The sequence below is a fragment of the Mesorhizobium sp. P2_B5 genome, assembly GCF_056404775.1.
Genome location: NZ_JBFUDJ010000001.1, coordinates 711,754 through 733,536, shown reverse-complemented (window position 1 = coordinate 733,536; position 21,783 = coordinate 711,754). Strand labels below are relative to the sequence as shown.

23 protein-coding genes are annotated in these 21,783 nt (G+C 64.0%); 10 read left to right on the top strand and 13 right to left on the bottom strand.

What is annotated here, in order from left to right; translation table 11 throughout:
- Positions 1-7: 7 nt before the first annotated feature.
- The 3 genes from AC1D1N_RS03705 to AC1D1N_RS03695 form a co-directional block, all read right to left on the bottom strand.
- Complete coding sequence (locus AC1D1N_RS03705; RefSeq protein ID WP_112560204.1) at positions 8-844, bottom strand: carbohydrate ABC transporter permease; 837 nt, start codon at positions 842-844, stop codon at positions 8-10.
- Positions 845-857: 13 nt separating this feature from the next.
- The gene (locus tag AC1D1N_RS03700; RefSeq protein WP_112560203.1) at positions 858-1,718 is read right to left on the bottom strand and encodes a carbohydrate ABC transporter permease; all 861 of its coding nucleotides are present in this window, start codon (positions 1,716-1,718) and stop codon (positions 858-860) included.
- Between the two features lie 306 nt (positions 1,719-2,024).
- Entirely contained in the window at positions 2,025-3,293 is a 1,269-nt protein-coding gene (locus AC1D1N_RS03695) for an ABC transporter substrate-binding protein (RefSeq protein WP_436262162.1), read from the bottom strand.
- Positions 3,294-3,399: 106 nt separating this feature from the next.
- On the opposite strand from AC1D1N_RS03695, the gene AC1D1N_RS03690 reads away from it, so the two are divergent.
- A complete protein-coding gene (locus tag AC1D1N_RS03690; protein WP_436262161.1) occupies positions 3,400-4,263 on the top strand; it encodes a helix-turn-helix domain-containing protein in 864 nt (287 codons plus the stop codon).
- A 16-nt stretch (positions 4,264-4,279) separates the two neighbouring features.
- Here AC1D1N_RS03690 and AC1D1N_RS03685 read toward each other — a convergent pair whose 3' ends face one another.
- Complete coding sequence (locus tag AC1D1N_RS03685; protein ID WP_436262160.1) at positions 4,280-5,182, bottom strand: LysR family transcriptional regulator; 903 nt, start codon at positions 5,180-5,182, stop codon at positions 4,280-4,282.
- Between the two features lie 185 nt (positions 5,183-5,367).
- On the opposite strand from AC1D1N_RS03685, the gene AC1D1N_RS03680 reads away from it, so the two are divergent.
- Entirely contained in the window at positions 5,368-6,648 is a 1,281-nt protein-coding gene (locus AC1D1N_RS03680) for a serine hydrolase domain-containing protein (RefSeq protein WP_477346668.1), read from the top strand.
- Between the two features lie 36 nt (positions 6,649-6,684).
- Positions 6,685-7,566, top strand: a complete 882-nt coding sequence (locus AC1D1N_RS03675; protein WP_436262158.1) for an NmrA family NAD(P)-binding protein — start codon at positions 6,685-6,687, stop codon at positions 7,564-7,566.
- A gap of 120 nt (positions 7,567-7,686) precedes the next feature.
- Here the strand turns inward: AC1D1N_RS03675 and AC1D1N_RS03670 are convergent, their stop codons facing one another.
- The 3 genes from AC1D1N_RS03670 to AC1D1N_RS03660 are packed head-to-tail and all read right to left on the bottom strand — an operon-like array spanning position 7,687 to position 10,195.
- A complete protein-coding gene (locus tag AC1D1N_RS03670; RefSeq protein WP_477346666.1) occupies positions 7,687-9,078 on the bottom strand; it encodes a sensor histidine kinase in 1,392 nt (463 codons plus the stop codon).
- A gap of 4 nt (positions 9,079-9,082) precedes the next feature.
- A complete protein-coding gene (locus tag AC1D1N_RS03665) occupies positions 9,083-9,460 on the bottom strand; it encodes a YkvA family protein (RefSeq protein ID WP_477346664.1) in 378 nt (125 codons plus the stop codon).
- Between the two features lie 57 nt (positions 9,461-9,517).
- Entirely contained in the window at positions 9,518-10,195 is a 678-nt protein-coding gene (locus tag AC1D1N_RS03660) for a winged helix-turn-helix domain-containing protein (RefSeq protein WP_112560199.1), read from the bottom strand.
- Positions 10,196-10,197: 2 nt separating this feature from the next.
- On the opposite strand from AC1D1N_RS03660, the gene AC1D1N_RS03655 reads away from it, so the two are divergent.
- Together AC1D1N_RS03655 and AC1D1N_RS03650 are read left to right on the top strand one after the other, a co-directional pair.
- Positions 10,198-10,455 carry a hypothetical protein gene (locus AC1D1N_RS03655; RefSeq protein WP_477346661.1) on the top strand — a complete coding sequence of 86 codons (258 nt, stop codon included), beginning with the start codon at positions 10,198-10,200 and terminating at the stop codon, positions 10,453-10,455.
- Between the two features lie 51 nt (positions 10,456-10,506).
- A complete protein-coding gene (locus tag AC1D1N_RS03650) occupies positions 10,507-11,139 on the top strand; it encodes a methyltransferase family protein (protein WP_112560198.1) in 633 nt (210 codons plus the stop codon).
- Here AC1D1N_RS03650 and AC1D1N_RS03645 read toward each other — a convergent pair.
- Both AC1D1N_RS03645 and AC1D1N_RS03640 read right to left on the bottom strand, forming a co-directional pair.
- The gene (locus tag AC1D1N_RS03645) at positions 11,133-11,348 is read right to left on the bottom strand and encodes a hypothetical protein (RefSeq protein WP_112560197.1); all 216 of its coding nucleotides are present in this window, start codon (positions 11,346-11,348) and stop codon (positions 11,133-11,135) included. The genes AC1D1N_RS03650 and AC1D1N_RS03645 overlap by 7 nt on opposite strands.
- Positions 11,345-12,094: a COG4280 domain-containing protein gene (locus AC1D1N_RS03640; protein ID WP_436262156.1), complete on the bottom strand. Its 750-nt coding sequence runs from the start codon at positions 12,092-12,094 to the stop codon at positions 11,345-11,347. The genes AC1D1N_RS03645 and AC1D1N_RS03640 overlap by 4 nt, the downstream gene beginning before the upstream one ends.
- A 329-nt stretch (positions 12,095-12,423) precedes the next feature.
- On the opposite strand from AC1D1N_RS03640, the gene AC1D1N_RS03635 reads away from it, so the two are divergent.
- From AC1D1N_RS03635 to AC1D1N_RS03620, 4 genes are all read left to right on the top strand, one after another.
- Complete coding sequence (locus tag AC1D1N_RS03635; RefSeq protein ID WP_477347365.1) at positions 12,424-13,332, top strand: substrate-binding domain-containing protein; 909 nt, start codon at positions 12,424-12,426, stop codon at positions 13,330-13,332.
- Between the two features lie 136 nt (positions 13,333-13,468).
- Positions 13,469-14,968 (top strand): sugar ABC transporter ATP-binding protein, encoded by a 1,500-nt coding sequence (locus tag AC1D1N_RS03630; RefSeq protein ID WP_112560194.1) that lies wholly within the window; start codon positions 13,469-13,471, stop codon positions 14,966-14,968.
- Entirely contained in the window at positions 14,965-15,981 is a 1,017-nt protein-coding gene (locus tag AC1D1N_RS03625; protein WP_112560193.1) for an ABC transporter permease, read from the top strand. Before AC1D1N_RS03630 ends, AC1D1N_RS03625 begins: the two co-directional genes overlap by 4 nt.
- A gap of 11 nt (positions 15,982-15,992) precedes the next feature.
- Entirely contained in the window at positions 15,993-16,994 is a 1,002-nt protein-coding gene (locus tag AC1D1N_RS03620) for a LacI family DNA-binding transcriptional regulator (protein WP_112560192.1), read from the top strand.
- On the opposite strand, the gene AC1D1N_RS03615 is transcribed toward AC1D1N_RS03620, so the two are convergent.
- The 3 genes from AC1D1N_RS03615 to rocF all read right to left on the bottom strand — a co-directional run bounded on the left by AC1D1N_RS03615 (position 16,995) and on the right by rocF (position 19,503).
- Positions 16,995-17,345 carry a hypothetical protein gene (locus AC1D1N_RS03615; protein ID WP_477346658.1) on the bottom strand — a complete coding sequence of 117 codons (351 nt, stop codon included), beginning with the start codon at positions 17,343-17,345 and terminating at the stop codon, positions 16,995-16,997.
- A 167-nt stretch (positions 17,346-17,512) separates the two neighbouring features.
- Positions 17,513-18,571, bottom strand: a complete 1,059-nt coding sequence (locus AC1D1N_RS03610; RefSeq protein WP_112560190.1) for an ornithine cyclodeaminase — start codon at positions 18,569-18,571, stop codon at positions 17,513-17,515.
- Positions 18,568-19,503 (bottom strand): arginase, encoded by a 936-nt coding sequence (rocF, locus tag AC1D1N_RS03605; RefSeq protein ID WP_112560189.1) that lies wholly within the window; start codon positions 19,501-19,503, stop codon positions 18,568-18,570. The genes AC1D1N_RS03610 and rocF overlap by 4 nt, the downstream gene beginning before the upstream one ends.
- A 146-nt stretch (positions 19,504-19,649) precedes the next feature.
- Here rocF and AC1D1N_RS03600 point away from each other — a divergent pair, with 146 nt between their 5' ends.
- Complete coding sequence (locus AC1D1N_RS03600) at positions 19,650-20,090, top strand: Lrp/AsnC family transcriptional regulator (RefSeq protein ID WP_112560188.1); 441 nt, start codon at positions 19,650-19,652, stop codon at positions 20,088-20,090.
- Positions 20,091-20,416: 326 nt separating this feature from the next.
- Here AC1D1N_RS03600 and AC1D1N_RS03595 read toward each other — a convergent pair whose 3' ends face one another.
- Positions 20,417-21,703 (bottom strand): M15 family metallopeptidase, encoded by a 1,287-nt coding sequence (locus AC1D1N_RS03595; RefSeq protein ID WP_477346655.1) that lies wholly within the window; start codon positions 21,701-21,703, stop codon positions 20,417-20,419.
- Between the last annotated feature and the right edge of the window lie 80 nt (positions 21,704-21,783).

Here is a 21,783-nt window from a genome sequence, read left to right as displayed (position 1 = left end):
GTTGTCCCTATTTCACGGCGCCGGCGGCAATGCCGGCGATGAAGTGGCGCTGCAGCAGCACGAAGACGACGAGCATCGGCACGGTCAGCATGACGGCGCCGACCATCAGGCCGCCCCAGGAGACCTTGGTCAGGCCGATCAGCGTGCCGAGCGCCACCGGTGCTGTCATCGCGCCGGGCTGGCTGTTGATCAGCAGCGGCCAAAGGTAATTGTTCCAAGAGGCGAGGAACAGAATGATGGCCAGTGCCGCCAGCATCGGCCGCGCCAAAGGCAGTGCGACGAACAGGAAGATGCGCCATTCCTTGACGCCTTCCACGCGGGCGGCGTCGAACAGATCGTGCGGCATCATCGAGAAGGCCTGGCGCATGAACAGAACGCCGAGCGAATTGAACAAAGGCGGCACGATCAGCGCCACCCAGGTGTTGGCGAGCTGGAAGTCGCGCGCCACCATGATGAATTGCGGGATCAGCACCACCGCGTAAGGCAGCGTGATGGTGCCGAGAATGATGGCGACGACAAAACCTTTGCCGACGAAATGGTAGCGCGCCAGCGCCCAGCCAGCCATCGAGGTCAGCAGCACCGACAGCACGGTGTAGGTCACCGCCACCGAGACCGAAATGCCGATGGCGCCGACAAAGTCGGTGTCGCGCTGCAGATTGTGGAAGTTTGCGAGGAAATTGTCGTGCGGCAAGAGCTCGATGCCGGGACTGAAGATGCCGTTGTCGGGCATGGTTGAGAAGACAATCATCATCCACAGCGGAAACAGCCAGATCACCGCCAGCGGCGTCAGGAACAGATGCAGCAGCAGGCTGCGGCCGAGCCGGCGTTGCGAGAGCGAGCTCATTTCGGCTCCCCTCTCATTTCGGCTCTCTCGTCAGCCACAGCTGCACCAGCGTGATGGCGATGGCCAAGCCCGCCATGGTGTAGGCGACGGCCGAGGCATAGCCGAAATTGAGCGAGCGGAACCCCTGGCGGTAGAGCAGCAGGCCGAGCGTCTCGGTGCCGCCGCCCGGGCCGCCGCGCTCGGTGATCAGGAACGGCTCGGTGAAGAGCTGCATGGTGCCGATGATCGACAGCACGGCGCAAAAGACGATGACCGGCTTGAGCAGCGGCAGTGTGATGTAGAAGAATTGTTTGACCTTGCTGACGCGGTCGAGCGTCGCCGCCTCATAGACATCCTCGGGGATCGATTGCAGGCCGGCGAGCAGGATGATGGCGTTGTAGCCGGCCCAGCGCCAGGTCACCGCGATCATGATCAGCGCCATGGCCGGCGTCACATTGGAGAACCAGTCGATCTTGGCCAGGCCGACGCTGGCGAGCAGCTTGTTGATGATGCCGAAATCGAGATTGAACATCAGCCGGAACACCGCGGAGTAGGCGACCTCGCCGACCACGACCGGTGCGAAGAAGGCGAAGCGGTAGAGGCCGCGCGCTTTCAACAGCGGCGAGTTCAGCAGCACCGCCATGACGATGGCCAGCGAGATCATCACCGGTACCTGGATGACGAGGATGAGCAGTGTGTTCTTCAGCGCGTTGAAGAAAGCGGGGTCGCCGATCAGCCGGCCCCAGTTGAAGGTCGGCGCAAAACGCCACGGCACGGTGCGCGTCGCCTGGAACGAGATCATGAACGAGGAGATGATCGGCCACACCCAGAAGATGGCGAAGATCAGCAGGTAGGGTGTGAGGAAGCGATACGCGGTGGCGTTCTGATAGCGCATGTTCCTCCTCCTTCCGCTTTCCCGGTTGATATCCGGCTTGTTGTTAGCCGGCGTTCAATTATTAAGGCTTGGCGCCGCCCCTCATCCCCCTGCCGGGACCTTCTCCCCGTATTAGTGACGGGGAGAAGGGGCTGGCCGCAGCCTTGGTGCTCTTCCTGCAACGCTAGCGATTGGCGAAATGTTCGGCGAGAGCGTCCCTCTCCCCGTCACTATACGGGGAGAGGATGCCGGCAGGCAGGTGAGGGGCAGCGCCAACAGTCCGGCAAGTTGCCCTATATATCTGACCCGCCAACATCTCCGCCTTCGTCACTTTATCGGCAATCCAGTCGCTGCCGCGATCTGGCTGGCGGCGTCGTCCAGCGCTGCCTTGGCGTCGGGATAACCGCCGCCCAGATATTTGGTCTGCACCGCGCGCATGATGATTTCGGCGTCGCTCTGGAACGGGGTGCCGCGGCTCGGCACCACTTTGGGCAGCGTCGCCAGAATGTCCTTCCACACCGCCTGGCCGCCCCAATAGGGCAGGCCTTCAGAGACATAGGGGTCGTCGAGCGCCGAGATCAGCGACGGCACCAGGCCGAACTCCTTCAGCATGGTGATCTGGCCCTCATTCGTCTCCAGCGTGTATTTCAGATAGGCGTAGGCGGCTTCCTTGTTCTTCGAGGCCGAGGTGATGGCGAGCGACGAGCCGCCGAGATTGGCGGCGCGCGGGCCGTCGGCCGTCAGGCTCGGCATCGGGTATACGCCCCATTTGCCGTTTTCGCCGGCCGATTCGGTGCGGATGGTGCCCTCATACCAGCCGCCATAGATCTGGGTGGCGACGGTGCCGGCGGTGTTGTTGGTGATCTTGGTGCCCCAGTCGGCCGACGACATGATGCCGGCGTCCTTCATGTCCTTGATTTTGGCCAGCGTATCGACGCATTTCGGCTGGTTGACGGTGATCGACTGCCCGTCCTCGGCGAAATAACCGCAACCCTGCTCGTTGGAGATCATGCGGAAGAATTCGGTGTCGCCGTTGAAATCGGCATTGGTCATGGTGACGCCGGGATTGGCGGCCTGGATCTTCTTGCCGGCGGCAATGAAATCGTCCCAGGTCTTGATCGAGGCCGGATCGACGCCGGCCTTCTCGTAGAAATCACGACGGTAGAAGGCGGCGACCGGGCCGGAATCCCACGGCATGGCATAGGCCTTGTCGCCCACTTCCAGTTCGGTGCGCTTGAAATCGGGGAATTTCTTCTGGTCGTCTGCGCTGTAGCCCAGCGTGTGCAAATCGACGAAACAGTCGGGGAACTGGCTCCAGTAGTTCTCGGCCTCGCCATTTTCGATCGAGACGATATCCGGCAGGCCGACGCCGCCGGCGGCACAGCCGGCGATCGACTTGTCATAGGTCGGCTGGTTGCCGAGGTCCTGAACGGTGACCTTGACGTCGGGATATTGCTTGTTGAAGCCGGCGATCGTCGACTTCAGCGACGAAGCGGCGATGTTCCAGCTCCAGATCGTGATTTCGCCAGACTGCGCCAGGGCCGGGCCTGAGCCCAAGCCAAGCGCCAGCGCGGCACAGATCAGTGTCGTGCGCATTGAAATCCTCCCATTTCATTTGCTCTCTCTTCGCGAGCATGGCTAAACTAAGCAGCGCGGAAGGCTTGTCCCCGACAACGGGAATAAAGAATGGGCGGAAAGTAAGATGCCGGAACGGCCGTTTTACCAGCCTGGCGCCAGCAGCGTCGAAGGCCTGCCGATGGCCTTGCAGATGTTCCACAATCACCCGCTGGTGATGCTCAAGCCGCATTGGCATGCCCAGGTCGAGGTCAATTTCATCGTTCGTGGCAGCGTGCATTACCGCATGGCCGAGCACGAGATTTCGCTGTCGGCCGGTGACATGTGCCTGTTCTGGGGCGGGCTGCCGCACCAGATGGACGATCTCTCCGACGACGCCATCTATGCCGGCGCGCATCTGCCGCTGGTGCATTTCTTCCGCCTGCATCTGCCGACGGACATCCGCCACCGGCTGATGACGGGCGCCACGCTGGTGACATCGGCCACCGACCCGGCGGACCATCACAATTTCGAGCGTTGGAACCGCTATTTCCGCTCGGGCGATCCGGCGATTACCGAGCACGCGGTGAATGAGCTGCTGCTGCGGCTGGAGCGGGTGCGGTTCGAGCCCTACCGGCTGGTGCCGGAAACCGCCAGCCAGGAAACCGGCGGCCCGTTCGACCAGCAATCGCTGCGCAATGTCGGGCGAATGTGCGACTTCATCGCCGAGAATTTCCTCTACGACATAGACTGCGTCGACATAGCGGCGGCGGCCGACATCCATCCGAAATACGCCATGAGCATCTTCAAGAAGTCGACCGGCATGACGCTCAACGAATATATGAATCTCTTGCGGCTGAGCTACGCGCAGGCGCTTTTGATGCATGAAGACGCCAATGTGCTGCGCGTCGCCATGGATTCAGGCTTCGGCTCGCTCAGCGCCTTCAACAAATCGTTCCGAAAGCTGGCCGGCATGTCGCCCTCGGATTTTCGCCGGGGCGGCGTCAAATAGCCGAACGATCCCGGAATCACGCCTGGGCTGCAATCTCCTGGATAAAGTCCAGAAGCGCACGGACCTTGGCCGGCGGCAGGTGGCGCGAGGGATGATAGGCATAAAGCGGAAAGCGTTCCTCCGACCATTCCGGCAGGATTTGAACAAGCTCGCCTCGTGACAGGAAGGGCGCCAGGCCGATCGCGAGGCTCTGGAAAATGCCTTGACCGGCCAGGCAGGCAGCCATGGCGGCCGACGGGTCATCCATGACCAGGCGGCTGGAGACCTTGACTTCGTTGACCTCTGCGCCCCGCTGGAACTCCCAGGCAAACGGCAGGCCGGTCTGCGGATCCCGGAAGAGGATCGTTTCGTGGTGAACGAGGTCGTATGGCGAACGCGGTTCGCCGTGCTTTTCGAGATAGACCGGCGCGGCGACCGTCAGGACACGGGTCTCCAGCAGCTTGCGCACGATGAGGGATGACGCATCGGGCGGGCCGAAGCGCACCGCCACATCCACGCCAGCCATCATCTCCTCACGGTAGTTGCTGGTGGAGAAATCGACCGACAGCAAGGGGTAGCGGGCCAGGAACTGCTGCAGCTTTGGTGCCAGCACCATGCGCGCGAACCACGGATCCACCGAGACGCGCAGCCGGCCGCGCACGACCGCCGCAGCGCCCGCGGCCTCGGCGGCCGCCTCATCCAGGCCGGCAAGAAGCGGCACCACTTGCGCGTGGAAGCGGCGTCCTTCCTCGGTGAGGCTGACCCCGCGCGGATTGCGGTCGAACAGCCGCACGCCAACCCGCGCCTCCAAACGCGCGACGGCCCGGCTGACCGCGGACGGCGTCAGGCCGAGCATCTCCGCGGCTCGGGCGAAATTCCCGGCCTCGGTCACCGCTGCGAGGACGCCGACGCCGGTTAGCAGCCGCGTGTCGAAAGCCATTCGATCTCCTTTTGCGCTCCAGCGGTTGCCCCAGCACCTCATCCGGCGATCGAGAGCGGTGAGTTTGAGTCACTATAGCACTGACTTTAATGCGCGAGAATCACGCCTGGGTGCGGTTTACAACGACGAGGTCACCGCGAGCGGCCGAGCAAGCCGTGTTTGTTTCGATCCGGAAGGAGACAGCCATGAACGACCTCACACGCAGAACCATGCTTCAGCGCGGCGGAATGCTGGGAGCCATCCTGGCTCTGGATGCGGTCAGCCCTGCCTTGGCCAAGACAACGCCCGCCGGCCCGCCGGCGCGATTCAAGGCCATTGACGCCGCCTTGCGCGAAGGCGTTGCGCGAAACGACGTGGCTGGTGTCATTGCCGTCGCGGCGACGCCGAAGGGCGTGGTCTACGAAGGCGCATTCGGCAAGGCCAACGTCGCGGCGGGCACGCCGATGACGTTCGACACGGTGTTCTGGCTGCTGTCGATGACCAAGGCCTTCACGGCGACGGCGTGCATGCAGCTGATCGAGCAGGGCCGCCTGCACCTGGACAACGACGCGGCGAAATACCTGCCTGAACTGGCCAACCCACAGGTCCTCGAGGGCTTCGCCGAGGATGGAACGCCGCGTTTGCGACCGGCAAAGGGCGCGATCAAGGTTCGTCATCTCATGACGCATACCTCCGGCTTTACCTACTCGATCTGGAGCGAGGCCCTGACCCGCTGCGAGAAGGTGACGGGAATGCCCGACATCGCGACCTGCAAGAACGCCGCCTTTACGGCACCGCTCGAGTTCGAGCCCGGCGAGCGGTGGGAATACGGCATCAGCATGGACTGGGTCGGCAAGCTGGTCGAGGCGGTGTCGGACCAGTCGCTCGAGGTGTATTTCCGCGAGAACATCTTCGTCCCGCTCGGAATGAAGGATTCAGGCTTCCTGATCGGCAGCGGGCAGAAGCGGCGTGTCGCCACCTTCCACAGCCGCCGCGCCGATGGCGGGCTCGAGCCGGCACCCTTCGAGATGCCGCAACGGCCGGAGTTCTTCATGGGTGGTGGTGGCGCCTTCTCGACCCCGCGCGACTACATGGCCTTCCTGCAGGCGCTGCTCAACGGCGGCGCGCTGCATGGCGTCCGCATCCTGCGGCCGGAGACGGTCGCCATGATGATGCAGAACCAGATCGGCGATCTGAACGTCCAGGAGATGCGCTCGGCACAGCCCGCCTATTCCCGCAGCTTCGACCAGTTTCCGGGACAGCAGCACAAATGGGGTCTGTCCTTCGACATCAATATGCAGCCCGGACTGAACGGACGCTCCGCCGGCAGCATCTCTTGGGCCGGCCTGCTCAATTGCTACTTCTGGCTCGACCCGGTGAGCCAAGTCGCCGGCGCGCTCTTCACCCAGGTCCTGCCCTTCCACGACGAGCGTGTCGTCGCGCTCTACGGCGAATTCGAGCGCGGCCTCTATGCCGGGCTCGCCTGAGCCAAAGCGAAAACATCAACTTTCGGGAGACCCATCATGTATGCAATCACCGGCATTACCGGCAAGGTCGGCGGTGCGCTGGCGCGCAGCCTTCCGGCCGAAGGACAGCCCGTCCGCGCCGTTCTGCGCGACGCGGCCAAGGCGAATGAGTGGCGAGACCTGGGCTGCGACATCGCCCTCGCCGAGATGGAGGACGCGGCAAGCCTGACGTCAGCCTTTACGGGTGCCGCGGGCGTCTTCATCCTGCCGCCCTCCGAGTTCGACCCGGAGCCTGGCTTTCCCGAGGCCAGGCGTGTCATCGCGGCCGTGACGGCGGCCCTGGCCAAGGCCCGCCCCGGCAAGGTCGTCTGCCTGTCGACCATCGGCGCGGATGCGCCGCACGAAAACCTGCTGACCCAGCGCACGCTGATGGAACAGTCGCTGGAAGAGATCGGCCTTCCGGTCACCTTCCTGAGGCCTGCCTGGTTCCTGGAGAATGCGCTCTGGGACATTCCCTCGGCGCGCGACGAAGGCGTGCTGCGCAGCTTCCTGCAGCCGGCCGACAGGCCGTTGCCGATGGTTGCGACGCAAGATGTCGGGCGGTTGGCGGCCGCGCTGCTCCAGGAGGAGTGGAGCGGGACGCGGGTCGTCGAGCTGGAGGGGCCCGCGCGCGTGTCGCCAAACGACATCGCCCGCGCCTTTACCACCGCACTGGAGCGCACGGTCCGGGTCGAGACGGTGGCCCGCGAGAGCTGGGAGCACATTTTTCGCACCCAGGGAATGCGGAATCCATTGCCCCGGATGCGCATGCTCGACGGCTTCAACGAGGGATGGATCGAGTTCAGCGAGTACGGTCGATCGGCGGTCAAAGGGGTGACGACGCTCGACAGCGTTATCGCGGAACTCATCATGGCGAGCAGGGGCAAAGCAGCCGCCTGACACGATCACGGCTCGCCACTTCCGGAGCAGCGTGGCGGCACCATCCGCGAAAGGACACCGTCATGGACTCCATCATCACACAGGGCGCCGGAGTGGGACGCCCTGGTGTGACGTGAGGATCTAGGCAGTCGACGAGGCCGATGATGCCTTTGCTGCCGGGAAACCGACAATCACCCCCAGGCCGGGATGGCGATCCTCGAGTGAGATCGATGCCCCATGCAGGTCGGCGATGGCCCGCACGAGGCTTAAGCCCAGCCCGCTGCCGGGCGTGGTGCGGCTGGTGTCCAGCCGGTAGAGCCGCTGGAACACTTTTTCGCGCTCTTCGGCAGGTATGCCAGGGCCATTGTCCGCGACCTCAGCCACGATGCGGTCGGCCCGCCGCGTCACGGATAGCCGGATAGTCGTGGCCTTCGGGCAATGCCGCAGCGCGTTTTCCACCAGATTGGCGAACAATTGCGTCAGCAGGTCGCGATCGCCGTGGACCAGGTATCGGCTGTCTTGCGAAATCTCCGCCGACAGCGACTTGCCGTCATCCTCGGCGACTTCGGCATAGATCTCGCCGATGCTCTCGACGACGCCGTTGAGGTCGAGATCGACAAAGCGCGCCTTGCGGGCGCCGGCCTCGATCTGGGCAATGCGCAACAGCGCATCGAAGGTCTCGTTGATCTGCAGGCTTTCTTCGCGTGCCTCCGCCATCTCGTCTGCAACGGCTTCGCCCCGCGCGGTCTTGTCGGCGGCGGCCTCGAGAATCATTTGCAACCGGTTGAGCGGCGTCTTCAGATCGTGCGCGATGTCGGCGCTGACTTGGCGCATGCCGTCGACAAGGGATGACAGCCGTTCCAGCGCGGTGTTCACCTGCGAGGAGACGCCGTCAATGTCGTCGCCATTGCCAAGCAGCGGAATGCGGGCGTCGAGCCGGCCGTTGGAGACATCGTCCATGGTGGCGGCAATGCCGTCGAGGCGGCGTTGCACCCGCGACGCCAGCAAGGCGCCGCCGGCCACCCCAAGGCCGGAAATGATCAAGGTTGCCCAGCCGAAGCTCATCAGCACGATTCTCTCCAGCTCCTCGGTTTCGGAGAGCGAGAAGGCAACGGTCAGGCTGTTTGGGCCGACCGAACCGGACCAGGCGCGGTATAGGGTGCCGGGCGCCACGCCCGGCAGGGAAGCGGCAAAATCCGAAAAGCCGTCGGGAAGGTCGGTCGCGGTGAAATTCCCGGCCAGGCGATTGCCATTGCCGTCGGTCAGCGAAAACAGCTGCTCCTTTTCGGGACTGAGGGCGGCATGGCTGTCGACCGCCAGGACCAGATCCTCCTGGTCGCTTTGCGAATAGGTGACCGCGACGACGGAATAGGTCTCCTTGATCCCCTCGTCCAACCGCTCGGCAAGATCGGCGCTCATCAGCTGGTAGACGATGGCGCCGGACAGAATGAAGGCGAGCACGAACAGCAAGGCAAAGGTGAGCGCCAGCCGGAACGGCGTGCTGCGCAGCAGGTTGGCGCTTGTTTCCTTCATCGCTTCAGGCGGACTTCGGCCAGAACAGCCATAGCGCCAGCGCCGCCAATATCCAGACAGCAATCATGAAGACCAGTCCGGCCTTGCCAACCGGCCTGGCGCGGCGCGTGGCCGCATCACGGAATTCCTGCATGAGACCGGCTGGCACCAGCTTGACCGCAAGCATGATGCCGAGCGGGACGATCAGCAGATCATCCAGATAGCCGATGACAGGGATAAAATCAGGAATGAGGTCGATAGGGCTGAGAGCATAGGCTGCAACCGCTCCGGCAGCGGCCTTTGCATACCAAGGCACACGAGAATCGCGAGCGGCAAGCCACAATGCCACCGTGTCGCGCTTAATGCCGCGCGCCCATCGCTTTGCAGAGTCCAGCATCGACATTTTGCTTATATACGGACAGCCGGTCGGACGTGCGAGATGCGATCGAGCTTGGCCCATTCAACTCGGCGCATGCAGGCTGTAGCCGGTGTTGCGCACGGTGTGGATGAGCGACACGTCGAAAGGCTTGTCGACCTTGGCCCGTAGCCGACTGATATGGGTCTCGACGACGCTGGTCTTGGGATCGAAATGGAAATCCCAGACACGTTCGAGCAGCATGGTGCGGGTGATCACACGGCCTTCGCCGCGCATCAGCACTTCGAGCAGGCTGAATTCCCGGGGCTGCAGGTCTATGGTCTGGCCCTGCCGGGTCACGCGGCGCATGATCAGGTCCATTTCGAGATCGGCGATGCGCAGCGTGGTCTTCTGCTCCTGCGCCGCCGGGCGGCGGCCGAGCGCGTTGATACGGGCAAGCAGTTCGGAAAAGGCGAAAGGCTTGACCAGATAATCGTCGCCGCCGGCCTCGAGCCCCTCGACGCGGTCGTCGACACCGCCGACCGAGGTCAGAAAGATAGCCGGCGTGCGCACGCCAGCCGCGCGCACCGCCTTGATCATCGACAGGCCGTCGAGGCCAGGCAGCATGCGGTCGGCGACGATCACGTCATAGGCATCGCGCGTCGCGGCAAACAGCCCGTCGCGGCCATCGCGCAGCAGGTCACAGACATGGCCGGCCTCGCTCAGGCCCTTGACGACATAGTCGGCGGTCCGGGGGTCATCCTCGACAAGCAGAAGTCGCATCGTTGTTCCGATCGCTGGTTGACCGCCCCGGCGATCCTCTAACGCCCTGTTTTGGCGCAATTCCGGCCGAAAAGCGGCTTCAAACTTTTTCCTGGAATAGTCGGTTCCGCGCAGCCATGCCGGACCATCAGGTTTTACGAGCCGAAAAAGCCCAGCAGCGGTTCCATGACCTCGCCGCCATCTGTCCGCCCGCTTACAAATTCGTAAGAATGGCCAAAATCCCTGTCGGTCGCCTCGCCATCGCCGCACTGAAGCGCTAGTGGGTGGCGAGACACCGGCGCGATAGGCCCTGCCGGAGAGCAGGAACTACGATGAGCTACGCTCCCCCCAAGCCGGCGGCGAAGGCGTTCGACCAGCACAAGCGCCTCATCGTTGTACAAGTCGCCGCAGTCCTCGCCATTGCGCCGCTGCTGTTCGCCAAGCCCTTTTTCGTCGAAGGCTCGGAGGGGCACGAATACATCGAAACGCTGGGTATCGGCTTCGTGCTGGTCTGCTTCCTCGGCCGGCTGTGGAGCATTCTCTATGTCGGCGGCAGGAAGAACGACGAGCTGGTCACCATCGGCCCGTTCTCGATGAGCCGGAATCCGCTCTATTTCTTTTCCACGGTCGGCGCCGCGGGCATCGGGTTGATGTATGGCTCGGTGCTGGTGGCGGCGGCGCTCGCTCTGGCGAGCTACCTGGTGTTCCGGGTGACGGCGCGCAAGGAGGCCGAGTTCCTGTTTGGAAAGTTCGGTCCCGCCTACAGCGCCTATGCCGAGCGCACGCCGCCATTCTGGCCGAACCCGCTGCTGTTTCACGACCAGGCCGAACGCCAATTCTCGACCAAGGCGTTGCGGCGGACTTTCGTCGACGGGCTCTATTTCCTGGCGCTGTTCCCGGCCATCGAGATGATCGAGCTGTTGCGGAACAGCGGCGTGCTGCCGGTGTTTTTCACCCTCTACTGACCGGAACGCCGCGTCGCGCGGCGCACGCTGTAGAGCAGAATGACAAGGCAGCCCGCCAGAAGCAGGATGCCGCCGGCGAGCGGCGGCAGCGTCAGCAGCTTCACCGCCGCGGTGATCGCCACGATCAGCAGCAACGCCAGCGTCGCCAGACTGCCGTCGTCGATGAACATGCCAACGAGCTCCTTCAGGATGAGGCGGATGATGGTCATCGGGCAGCTCCTTGTGCAGCCTTGGTGTCGCGCAACCAGCGCACGATGGCGAAGGACGCGACGGCGATGACGGCGAAGATGGCCAGCAGCGCCAGATCGGCGCCCGGCCAGTCGGCGCCAAGCCCTTCGCCGGTCCAGAAAATGCCGAAGCTGGTCAACATCAGGCCGACGGCGAATTTGAGCGCATTCTCCGGCACCCGCGCCAGCGGACGGTGCACCGCGAGGCCGATGATCGTTACCAGGATAAACGCTGCCAGCGCGCCAAGAGCGGCATAGAAGGTCTGCGCATGCGCGGCACCCACGGCAATGACGATGAACACCACCTCGACACCTTCGAGTAGCACCGCCTTGAAAGCCGCGAGCCCGGCCAGGTAATCGGCGCGGCGGTCATTGGACTGCTGCTGCAAGGCGGCGGTTTCCTTGGAGAAGGCCGCGTCCTCGTCATGCAGGGCGATGACGCCGACACTGCGCAAAATGGCTTTTCTCAGCCAACGCATGCCAAACAGGATCAGGAGCACGCCGACGACGAACTGCAGCACCATAATGGGAACCAGCGCCAGCAACGGTCCGAAGGCCAGCACCAAAGCCGCCAGCAGCGCCAGCGCCAGGGCGGCGCCCGTCATCGCCGGCCGCCAGCTGCGGGTGACGCCGACCGCCAGCACGATGGTGAAGGCCTCGACCACTTCGACGAAGGAGGCGAGGAACGAGGCGGCCACAGTGGAAAGTATGGGCGTCAGGCCATGCATGAAGGCTTCCTGTCTGCTCGGGAATCACTAGACCGGGAATCACCAGGTATTGAGAACGATATAGCGCTGCGGCGGCGGCGAGAATGCGATCGATGCGTCGGCCGGTGGCGTTTTGGCCTATCGAGACGGACGCGTTGCGGCCCGAGCCAAGGTGCGCCAGCGACGGCGCTGGAAGTTGCCGCCGCCGATATTGACACCTGGCAAAGCCAAGCACTAACCTGCGGCGTAATCGGTTACGTAACCGATTACTAGAGATCACAGAGGAGGAAACCATGAGCAAGAAAACAATTACGGACGGGCTCGGCTCGTTCTCGCGCCGCCAGTTCCTGATGACCAGCGCCATGGCCGCGGGCGCACTCGCGCTGCCGCTTGGGCCGGTCTTTGCCGCCGACAAGCCGAAGGTCGGACTGGTCATGAAGTCGCTCGCCAATGAGTTCTTCAAGCAGATGCAGGCCGGCGCCGAGGAGTATGCCGCCAAGAACAAGGACAAGTTCGACTTCGCCGCCGTCGGCATGAAGGACGAGCGCGACTTCGCCGCCCAGGTCGACGCCATCGAGAACTTCATCACCCAGAACTACAACATCATCGTCGTCGCGCCGGCCGATTCGAAGGCCATGGTGACGCCGATCGCCAAGGCGCTGCAGGCCGGCATCAAGGTCATCAACATCGACGTCGCGCTCGACACCGAAGCCAAGAAGAAGGCCGGCATCGACCTCGCCTTCTTCGGTCCGGACAATCGCGGCGGCGCCAAGCTTGCCGGCGATGCGCTGGGCAAGGCGCTGGGCAAGGGCGGCAAGGTGGTCATCCTCGAAGGCAATCCGGAAGCCGACAATGCCAAGGAGCGCAAGCTCGGCTTCGACGACGCGGTCAAGGAGAACGGCCTCGAGCTGCTCGACTCCAAGACGGCGCATTGGGAGACCGAGGAAGCCAACACGTTGATGACCAACTTCCTCACCCAGTACCAGGACATACAGGGTGTGATGGCGGCCAACGATTCGATGGCGCTCGGTGTCGTCAAGGCGCTCGACGCGGCCGGCAAGTCGGGCCAGATCAAGGTTGTCGGCTTCGACAACATCCCGGCCGTCGGCCCGCTGCTCAAGGCGGGCAAGATGCTCGCAACGGTGGAGCAGTATGGCGCGCAGATGGCCGCCATGGGCATCGACTACGGCCTGCGCGAAATGGCCGGCGAGAAATTTTCCGGCTGGGTCAAGACCGACATCAAGCTGATCACCGGCTGAGGCGAACGAAGGCGCCGGTACTCCCTCCGGCGTTTCCGCTTGTCTCATCATCGCCGCCGGCAAACTGTCGGCGGCGATGGCGACGCGCCCGCGCCGCTTTCGCCGCGGACGAGCGCAGTTTAGGATTCCGCTGCCCATGGATGCGATTCTCTCCCTTGAAGGGGTCGGAAAGATCTTTCCCGGCGCCGTCGCGCTGAGCGAGGTGTCGCTGTCGATCGCGCGCGGCGAAACCCACATCATTCTGGGCGAGAATGGCGCCGGCAAGTCGACGCTGATCAAGCTCTTGGCCGGAATCTATCAGCCGGACTCCGGCTCGATCGCCTTCAATGGCCAGCCCTATCGGCCGAAAACGCCGCATGATGCGCAGCTCAGCGGCATCCGCATCGTGCATCAGGAACTCAACCTTTTGCCCTATCTCAGCATCGCCGAGAACCTGATGCTGGAAAACCTGCCGCGGCGCGCTTTCGGCATCGTCGACGGCAAGGCGCTCAACAGCCGCGCCGTGGCGCTGTTGAACGAGGTCGGCCTCGACATCGACCCGCGCACCCGCGTCGAGGCGCTCGGCGTGGCGCAGATGCAGCTGGTCGAGATCGCCAAGGCGCTGAGCAATGACTCAAAGCTGCTTGTCCTCGATGAGCCGACGGCGACGCTGACGCCGCCGGAGATCGAGCGGCTGTTTGCCATCATCAAGCGGCTGAAAGCCAAGGGCGTCACCATCATCTACATCTCGCACCGCCTGCACGAGGTGTTCGAGATCGGCGACCGGGTGACGGTGCTGCGCAACGGAAAACTGGTCGCGACCCGCGCCCTGCAGGGCCTCACCGTGCCGGACCTGGTGCGCATGATGATCGGCCGCGACATTGCCGACGAGTACGGCTTCGATGCTTCGATCGTGCCGGGCACGGTCGCGCTCAGCGTCGCCAATCTCAAACGCAGCACCGAGACCCCTGCCATCTCCTTCGCCGTCCGCCATGGTGAGATCCTCGGCGTTGCCGGGCTGGTCGGCAGCGGCCGCACCGAGGCCATGCGGGCGCTGTTCGGGGCCGATCCGAAACTAGACGGCGTGGTCGAGATCGACGGCAAGCCGGTGGCGATCACCGCGCCCAAGGATGCAGTGCGGCACGGCTTGAGCCTGCTCACCGAAGACCGCAAGGGGCAGGGCCTGCTGCTCGACATGGCGGTCGACAAGAACATCACCATCACCGATCTGGGCAAAGTCTCGCGCAACGGGTTGCTCAACCGCCGGGCGGAGGCTGCCGCCGCCAACGATCTGGTCGGCCAGCTCAGGGTCAAGGCGAGCTCGATCGAGCAGGCGGTGCGCAATCTCTCGGGCGGCAACCAGCAAAAGGTGGTGCTGGCGAAGTGGCTGTTCAGGGGCACCTCGACGCTGATCCTCGACGAGCCGACGCGTGGCGTCGACATCGGCGCGCGGCGCGAGATCTACCAGCTGCTGTGGATGCTTGCGGCGACGAAAAAGGGCATCATCATGGTGTCGTCCGACCTGCCCGAGCTGATGGGCATGTGCCACCGCATCATCGTCTTTTCCAAAAACAAGATTGTCGGCGACGTGCCGCGCGCCGCGTTCGACCAGGAGCACATCCTGTCGCTCGCCTATCAGGAGTATGTGCGACCATGAGCGAGACGTCGCAAGTGACTGTGTCGGCGCCTGTTTCCCCGGGCCGCGCGAAATTCCTGCGCTTTCTGGTGCGCGATGCCGGCGTGCTTCTGGCGCTGGTGCTGATCACCGTGTTCTTCTCGGCGACGGCGCCCTACTTCGCCACGTCGGGCAATGCGCTGAAGATCTTCGTGCAGATCGCCATCAACACGGTGCTGGCCGCCGGCATGACCTTCGTCATCCTCACCGGCGGCATCGACCTTTCGGTCGGCTCGGTGCTGGCGCTGTGCACGGTGGTCGGCGCCACCGTCATGATCGACGAGAGCCTGTCGCCGGGGGTGGCGATCCTGCTGGCGCTGCTGGCCTGCATGGCCACGGGAGCGGTCTGCGGCTTCCTCAATGGCTGGATCTCGACGCGCTGGAAGATCCCGTCCTTCATCGTCACGCTCGGCATGCTCAACATGGCGGCGGGCGCGGCCCGCGTGGTCAGTGACAATTCGACCATCACCGGCCTGCCGCAGAGTTTCGTCGATTTCGGCAATCTCATCATCGGCGGCTTCCTGCCGTCGATCTTCCTGATCGCGGTGCTGGTGATCGCGGCCGGCTGGTTCGTGCTGCGCTTCACCGTGTTCGGCCGCATGATCTTCGCCGTCGGCACCAATGACGAGGCGGTGCGGCTGTCCGGCCACAATCCGGATTTCTACAAGATCGCTGCCTTCACCATCAGCGGCCTGACCGCCGGCATCGCGGCGATGGTCTATCTGTTGCGCCTCAACATCGGCAGCCCGATCGCCGGCGTCGGCTACGAGCTCAACGCGATTGCGGCCGTCATCATCGGCGGCACCAGCCTCAGCGGCGGCAAGGGCTCGATCATCGGCACGCTGGTCGGCGCCTGCATCCTGCAGGTGCTGTCGACCGGACTGCAGCTGCTCGGCGTCGGCGACAATTTCAAGCCGATTGTGATAGGCCTTGTCATTGTGCTTGCCGTCATCCTAGACGCCTATCGGGAGCGGCTTCTAAGGGTGATCCGCTAGAGGAATAATCGATGACGACGATTGCCGATGTCGCGCGCCATGCCGGAGTATCGGTCGCAACCGTCTCGCATGTGATGAACCGCACGCGCCATGTCGAGCCGGAGACGGCCGAGCGCGTGCATTCGGCCATCGCCGCTCTGCGCTACAGGCCCAACACGCTCGCCCGCAGCCTGAGGCGCGGCGAGACCAAGACCATCGGCCTGCTGCTGCCGGACAATTCCAACCCGTTCTTCGCCAGCGTGGCGCGCCAGATCGAGGATGCCGGCTTCCTCGCCGGCTATACGGTGATCCTGTGCAACTCCGACGGCAGCGCTGAGAAGGAGGAGCGCTACCTCCAGGTGCTGATGGCCAAGCAGATCGACGGGCTGATCTTTGCCGGCTCGTCCGACCATGCGCGGGTGTTCTCCAGCGTGCTGCCTGGCGTGCCGGCGGTGCTGCTCGACCGCGAGATCCATTCGGTCAATGTCGATTCCGTGCTGGTCGATCACGATCATGGCGGCTATCTCGCCGGCCGCTATCTGGTCGGGCTCGGCCACGAGAAGATCGGCGTCATCGGCGGCCCGCGCGATTCCAGTTCCAGCCCGGCCCGCCTGCGCGGCTTCGCCAGGGCGCTGCAGGAAGCCGGGCTCGACCTGCCGGCGAATGCCGTGGTCGATTCCGATTATCACTTCGCCGGCGGCCGCACGGCGATGGAACGGCTGATGGCGCAGGCGCCCGGCATCACGGCGCTGTTTGCCTGCAACGATCTGATGGCCATGGGCGCGCTGACGGTGCTGCGGGCGCGCGGATTGCGGGTTCCCGACGACATGTCGATGATCGGCTTCGACGACATACCCTATGCCGTCACCACCTGGCCGCCGCTGACGACGATCGCACAACCGGTCGAGAAGATCGGCACAAGGGCCGTGAGCCTGCTACTCGCGCGGGTTGCCGAGCCGGCGGCGCATTCGCGCCGCGAAGTGCTCACGCCGGTGCTCGTCGAACGGGAGAGCTGCGCACCGTTGCGTGGGTAGTCAGACGGTCCAGGTCCGGTCGATCGGGTGGTTGAGAATCGGGGTGAATGTCACGCCGGCTGCTTCCATATCCCGGCGGCCGTCGACGACCATCTCCTTCAGATGGTCCAACTGTGCCGCATGCTCGTCAGTGTCCCAGACACTCACTTGCACGATCGAGCCCTTTGGCGAGGCGCCGGCATAAAAGTGAAGCAGCCCCGGCAGCTGTCTGATGGCCGGGATGATGTACTGCGCGGTCTTCTTGCTTGCGGCCTCGACCTCGGCGAACCGGCTCGGGTCGAAGCTGGCGCGCGAGACGCGGACGACGGCGGTTGCCGGCAATGACGCGGCTATGGTGGTTCGTTCTGTCATGGGGATGCTGACTCCTGGCAATGACAGTGAAATCTACCATCCGGACATAACAAACAAAACGCCGTCGGACCGCCCGCGATGCGTAGAGCGGTATACCGCTCTACTGTCTGTTTTGACGCAATTCCGGACGGAAAACCGCTTCACAATTTTCCTGGAATTGCTTGTCCTCAGGCGGCCGGCTGCAGCGCTGCCCGGAGCAGCATGCCGAACAGGTCGCGCGGCTCGTCGGGGTCGGCAAGCAGGTCGAGCTCTTCATAGAGGCCGGTGGCCTGGAGCTGGTCGCGGACGTAGCGGAGTGCCGAGAAATCTTCGGTGGCAAAGCCGACGGAATCGAACAGCGTGATCTGTTCCGCCGTCCTGCGGCCTTCTGCCTGGCCGGTCATCACCTGCCACAGCTCGGTCACAGGATGGTCGGCGTCGAGCTGCTGGATCTCGCCCTCGATGCGCGTCTGCGGTGGAAATTCGACGAAGATGTCGGAGCGCAACAGGATGTCGCGGTGGAGTTCGGTCTTGCCGGGGCAGTCGCCGCCGACCGCGTTGATGTGCACGCCGGAGCCGACCATGTTGTCGGTGAGAATGGTGGCGTACTGCTTGTCGGCGGTCACCGTGGTGATGATGTCGACACCTTCCACCGCATCCTGTCCGGTCGTGCAGATGGTGATGTCAAAGCCCTGGCCGGCGAGGTTGCGGGCGCATTTTTCCGAAGCGGAGCGGTCGATGTCGTAGAGCCGCAGCCGGTCGATGCCGAGCAGCGCCTTGAAGGCGACGGCCTGGAATTCCGACTGGGCGCCATTGCCGATGATGGCCATCGAGCGTGCGCCCTTGGGCGCCAGATATTTGGCCGCCACAGCCGAGGTCGCCGCGGTGCGCAGCGCCGTCAGGATGGTCATTTCGGTGAGCAGCATCGGATAGCCGGAGCCGACATCGGCGAGCACGCCGAAGGCGGTGACGGTCTGGCGGCCCTCGCGCATGTTTTTCGGATGGCCGTTGACATATTTGAAGCCGTACATCTTGCCGTCGCTGGTCGGCATCAGCTCGATGACGCCGTCATGGCTGTGCGAGGCGATGCGCGGCGTCTTGTCGAACAGCTCCCAGCGGCGGAAATCCTCCTCGATATAGGCGGCGAGCTCGGTCAGGAACCGCTCGACGCCGATGGTCAGCACCAGCTTCATCATGCGGTCGACGCTGACGAAGGGAACGATGGCAAGGCGGGAAGGCTGGGTCATGCAATGCTTCCGGAATGGCTGCGGGTCGGGCGGTCCATGATGCGGCGGCCCATCAGGCTGGCGGTGAGGTCGACCATCAGCGTGGCGGTGCGGCCGCGCTCGTCGAGGAACGGGTTGAGCTCGACCAGATCGAGGCTGGAGACCAGGCCGCTGTCGGACAGCATCTCCATCACCAGATGCGCCTCGCGGAAAGTGGCGCCGCCGGGCACAGTAGTGCCGACGGCCGGCGCGATCGAAGGGTCGAGGAAGTCGACGTCGAGGCTGACATGCAGCAGGCCATTGGCCTTTTCGACGAGGGCGAGGAAGGCGCGCAGCAAAGGCGCGACGCCGTGCTCGTCGATGGTGCGCATGTCGTGCACGGTCACGCCCGCTTCGTTCAGCGCCCGGCGCTCGGCCGGATCGACGCTGCGCAGGCCCATGACGCAGATGCGGGCGGGATCGACGGCGACGGGCAGGTCCGGGAAATAGCCGTTGAAGCCTGGCCGGCCACTGGCATAGGCAAGCGGCACGCCGTGCAGGTTGCCGCTGACGGTGGTGTCGAGCGTGTGGAAATCCGGATGCGCGTCGAGCCACAGCACGAAGAGCGGCCGGCCGCGCTCGGCCGCCCGGCGCGCTATGCCTGATACCGTGCCGGCTGATATCGCGTGGTCGCCGCCAAGAAAGATCGGCATGGCGTCCTGCGAGGCCGCATAGGCGCTCTCGGCGATCGCCGCTGTCCAGGCGGAAATCTCCGGCAGCGCCTTCAGCGCAAGATTGCCGTGGACGATGGCGCGCGCCGCAGCCGGCTGCACCGCGCCCCAGTCCTCGACCTCATGGCCGAGTTCAGAGAGAACCGAGACAAGCCCTGCGGTGCGCAGCGCGCTCGGCCCCATCTCGCATCCCATCCTGCCCGCGCCGTCCTGCACCGGCGCGCCAACGATCCTGCAGCGCATGATTCTTTTTGTCCTTGCAATTGATTGGGGCGATTGATGCGTGGAATGAACCATTCCCGCCCGGCAGTTTGAACAGGCGAAATTGGCATTTCGAAAAGAATGATTTATCATTTCGAGAAGTCATCTTGATCAAAATGGATAAATTCATGGACGCGCTCGACGAAAGGCTGGTCACGCTGCTCAGGCACGACGCGCGGCGCAGCATCTCCGATCTCGCGGTCGATCTCGGGGTGTCGCGCGCCACGGTCCGGGCGCGCATGGAGCGGCTGGAAAAGTCGGGTGAGATCATCGGCTACACCGTGGTGCTGCGCGCCGACGCCGTCGACCAGAGGATACGCGGCGTGATGATGATCGAGATCGAAGGCCATGCCGCCGACCGCGTGGTGCGGGCGCTCGGCGGCCTCGCCGAGGTTTCGACCATTCACACCACCAATGGCCGCTGGGACCTGGTGGTCGAACTCGGCACGGCCTCGCTCACCGATTTCGACGCGGTGCTGAGGCGTATCCGGCTGATTCCTGGAATAACGGGCAGCGAGACCAGCCTTTTGCTGGCGACGCCGCGTACGACAAGGGCAAGGCTGGCGTAGTCAGGCAGGCATCCCTACGCGAAGCTGGGGTGCGGAACTGGCAACGGCTCGCCTGCCTGACGAAGCTCGCATTGGCCTGCGCGGCAAGCTGCTCGGCTTCGCGCCGCGTCAGCCCCATCAGCAATCGTCCTTCTACCTCCGCCGGCAGGGATGACATCAAATCGTAGACAAGCCAGTGGTCACATGGATCTTGCATGGCTGCGAATCTCATTGGCGCTCCTCTTATCAGCGCACTTAAATCTTTGAGGCGGTCGGACCGTACCGCCCACAATCGATAAAACTCGATTAATGAGTGAATATCGAGAAACTGCAGACGCTACGTACTGTCAGAACAGCTTCGGCTGATCGGCCTCCGCAAGCTCGAAATGCATGTAGTCCTTGGTTTTGGTGGCAGCGCCCAGCCAGCGCAGGCCGCCGCCGTCACTGGCGGCCAACCCGGCTGCGGCTTGCGGAGCAAGATTGAAGAAGCCGAAGCGGGCAACCGAAGCGTCGGTGCCGATGATCTTGGGTGAGCTGACCCTGGCCGCCCTGCGGGAGAGGTCGGCGGCATCGGCCAGCAGCTTCGCGATCGACTTGGCCTTGGCCGGTGTGGCGCCGGCGCCCTGAAGCAGCGTGGCGAGATCGGTCTGCTTGGCCGGCACGGCGGTTGCCAGGGCATGGGCCGTGGCGAGCTTCGCCGCCGGCAGTGTCACGCCGGCCAGCCGTGTTATGGCGTTGCCCATGGCGGCCTTGAGGCCATCGCCATTGGCGAAAGCGGCAACGACAGCGGCGTTGGCCTTCGACAGTACAATAGCCGCCGGCAGCAACGTGTCATAAGGGCCGCCGGCGCGCAGCGTGGCGCTCTCGGCGCCGTAGAGGTCGACACCGGTGAAGGCGGCGATGATGGCCAATGGCAGATTATCCTTGTCGACATTGGGGTTGATCGCCGGATCGATGTCCACCGCCCAGCCGAAGGAATGATTGCTGAGCCGCGCGGGCGAATTGACATTGGGCCTGATGTTGAACCCGCCGACGCTCTTGATCTTGGTCAGCGCGGCTGTGGCGCCCTTGGCCGTCAGCAGCGCCACCGTGTTCGCCAGCCGGGCCTTGAGCACGGGATGCACCGGCGACTTGAAGCTCGCCTTGGGGAAGCCGGCACCCGAGAGCTGGCTGTAATAGGCGTTGACGCGGTCGATCGCCTTGGCCGGATTGCTGGGCGCGCCGAACTGGGTATAGAGCCGGCTGCGAATATTCTGAAATCCGGAAAAGCCATCGCTGATGTTGTTTCTGACGAAGGCCGAAAGCTTGTTCCATTCCGCCAGTATGTCGGCAGCACTTGCGGACGCGGCGGCCTCGAGAGGGCTGATCCTGTCCAGCGCCGTCAGCAGCGCCAGCCTTAGCGTGGCGGCCAGTTCGCGCCGGCTGAGCGCCCGCGGCAACGCCGTCACGGCCGGCGCCTCGAAACCGGGAAACAATGTCGTCTGCAGATGGCCATCATAGGCCATCAGTTGCTTTTCGAGCTGCGGCCACAGCCAGATCAGCGCCTCGCGGTCTCTCACCCGCGCCGTGACCGCATTGACGATCGCCTCGGCCCCGTACTTGGCAATCTGGTCGACATTGGCATCAGCTGTCATGGCAAATCCCCCAAGATAGGGCACGATTCAGTCAGAAAGACCGCAGAATCGCGCACCCTCGGTTTTGCCGGCCAGCGTTT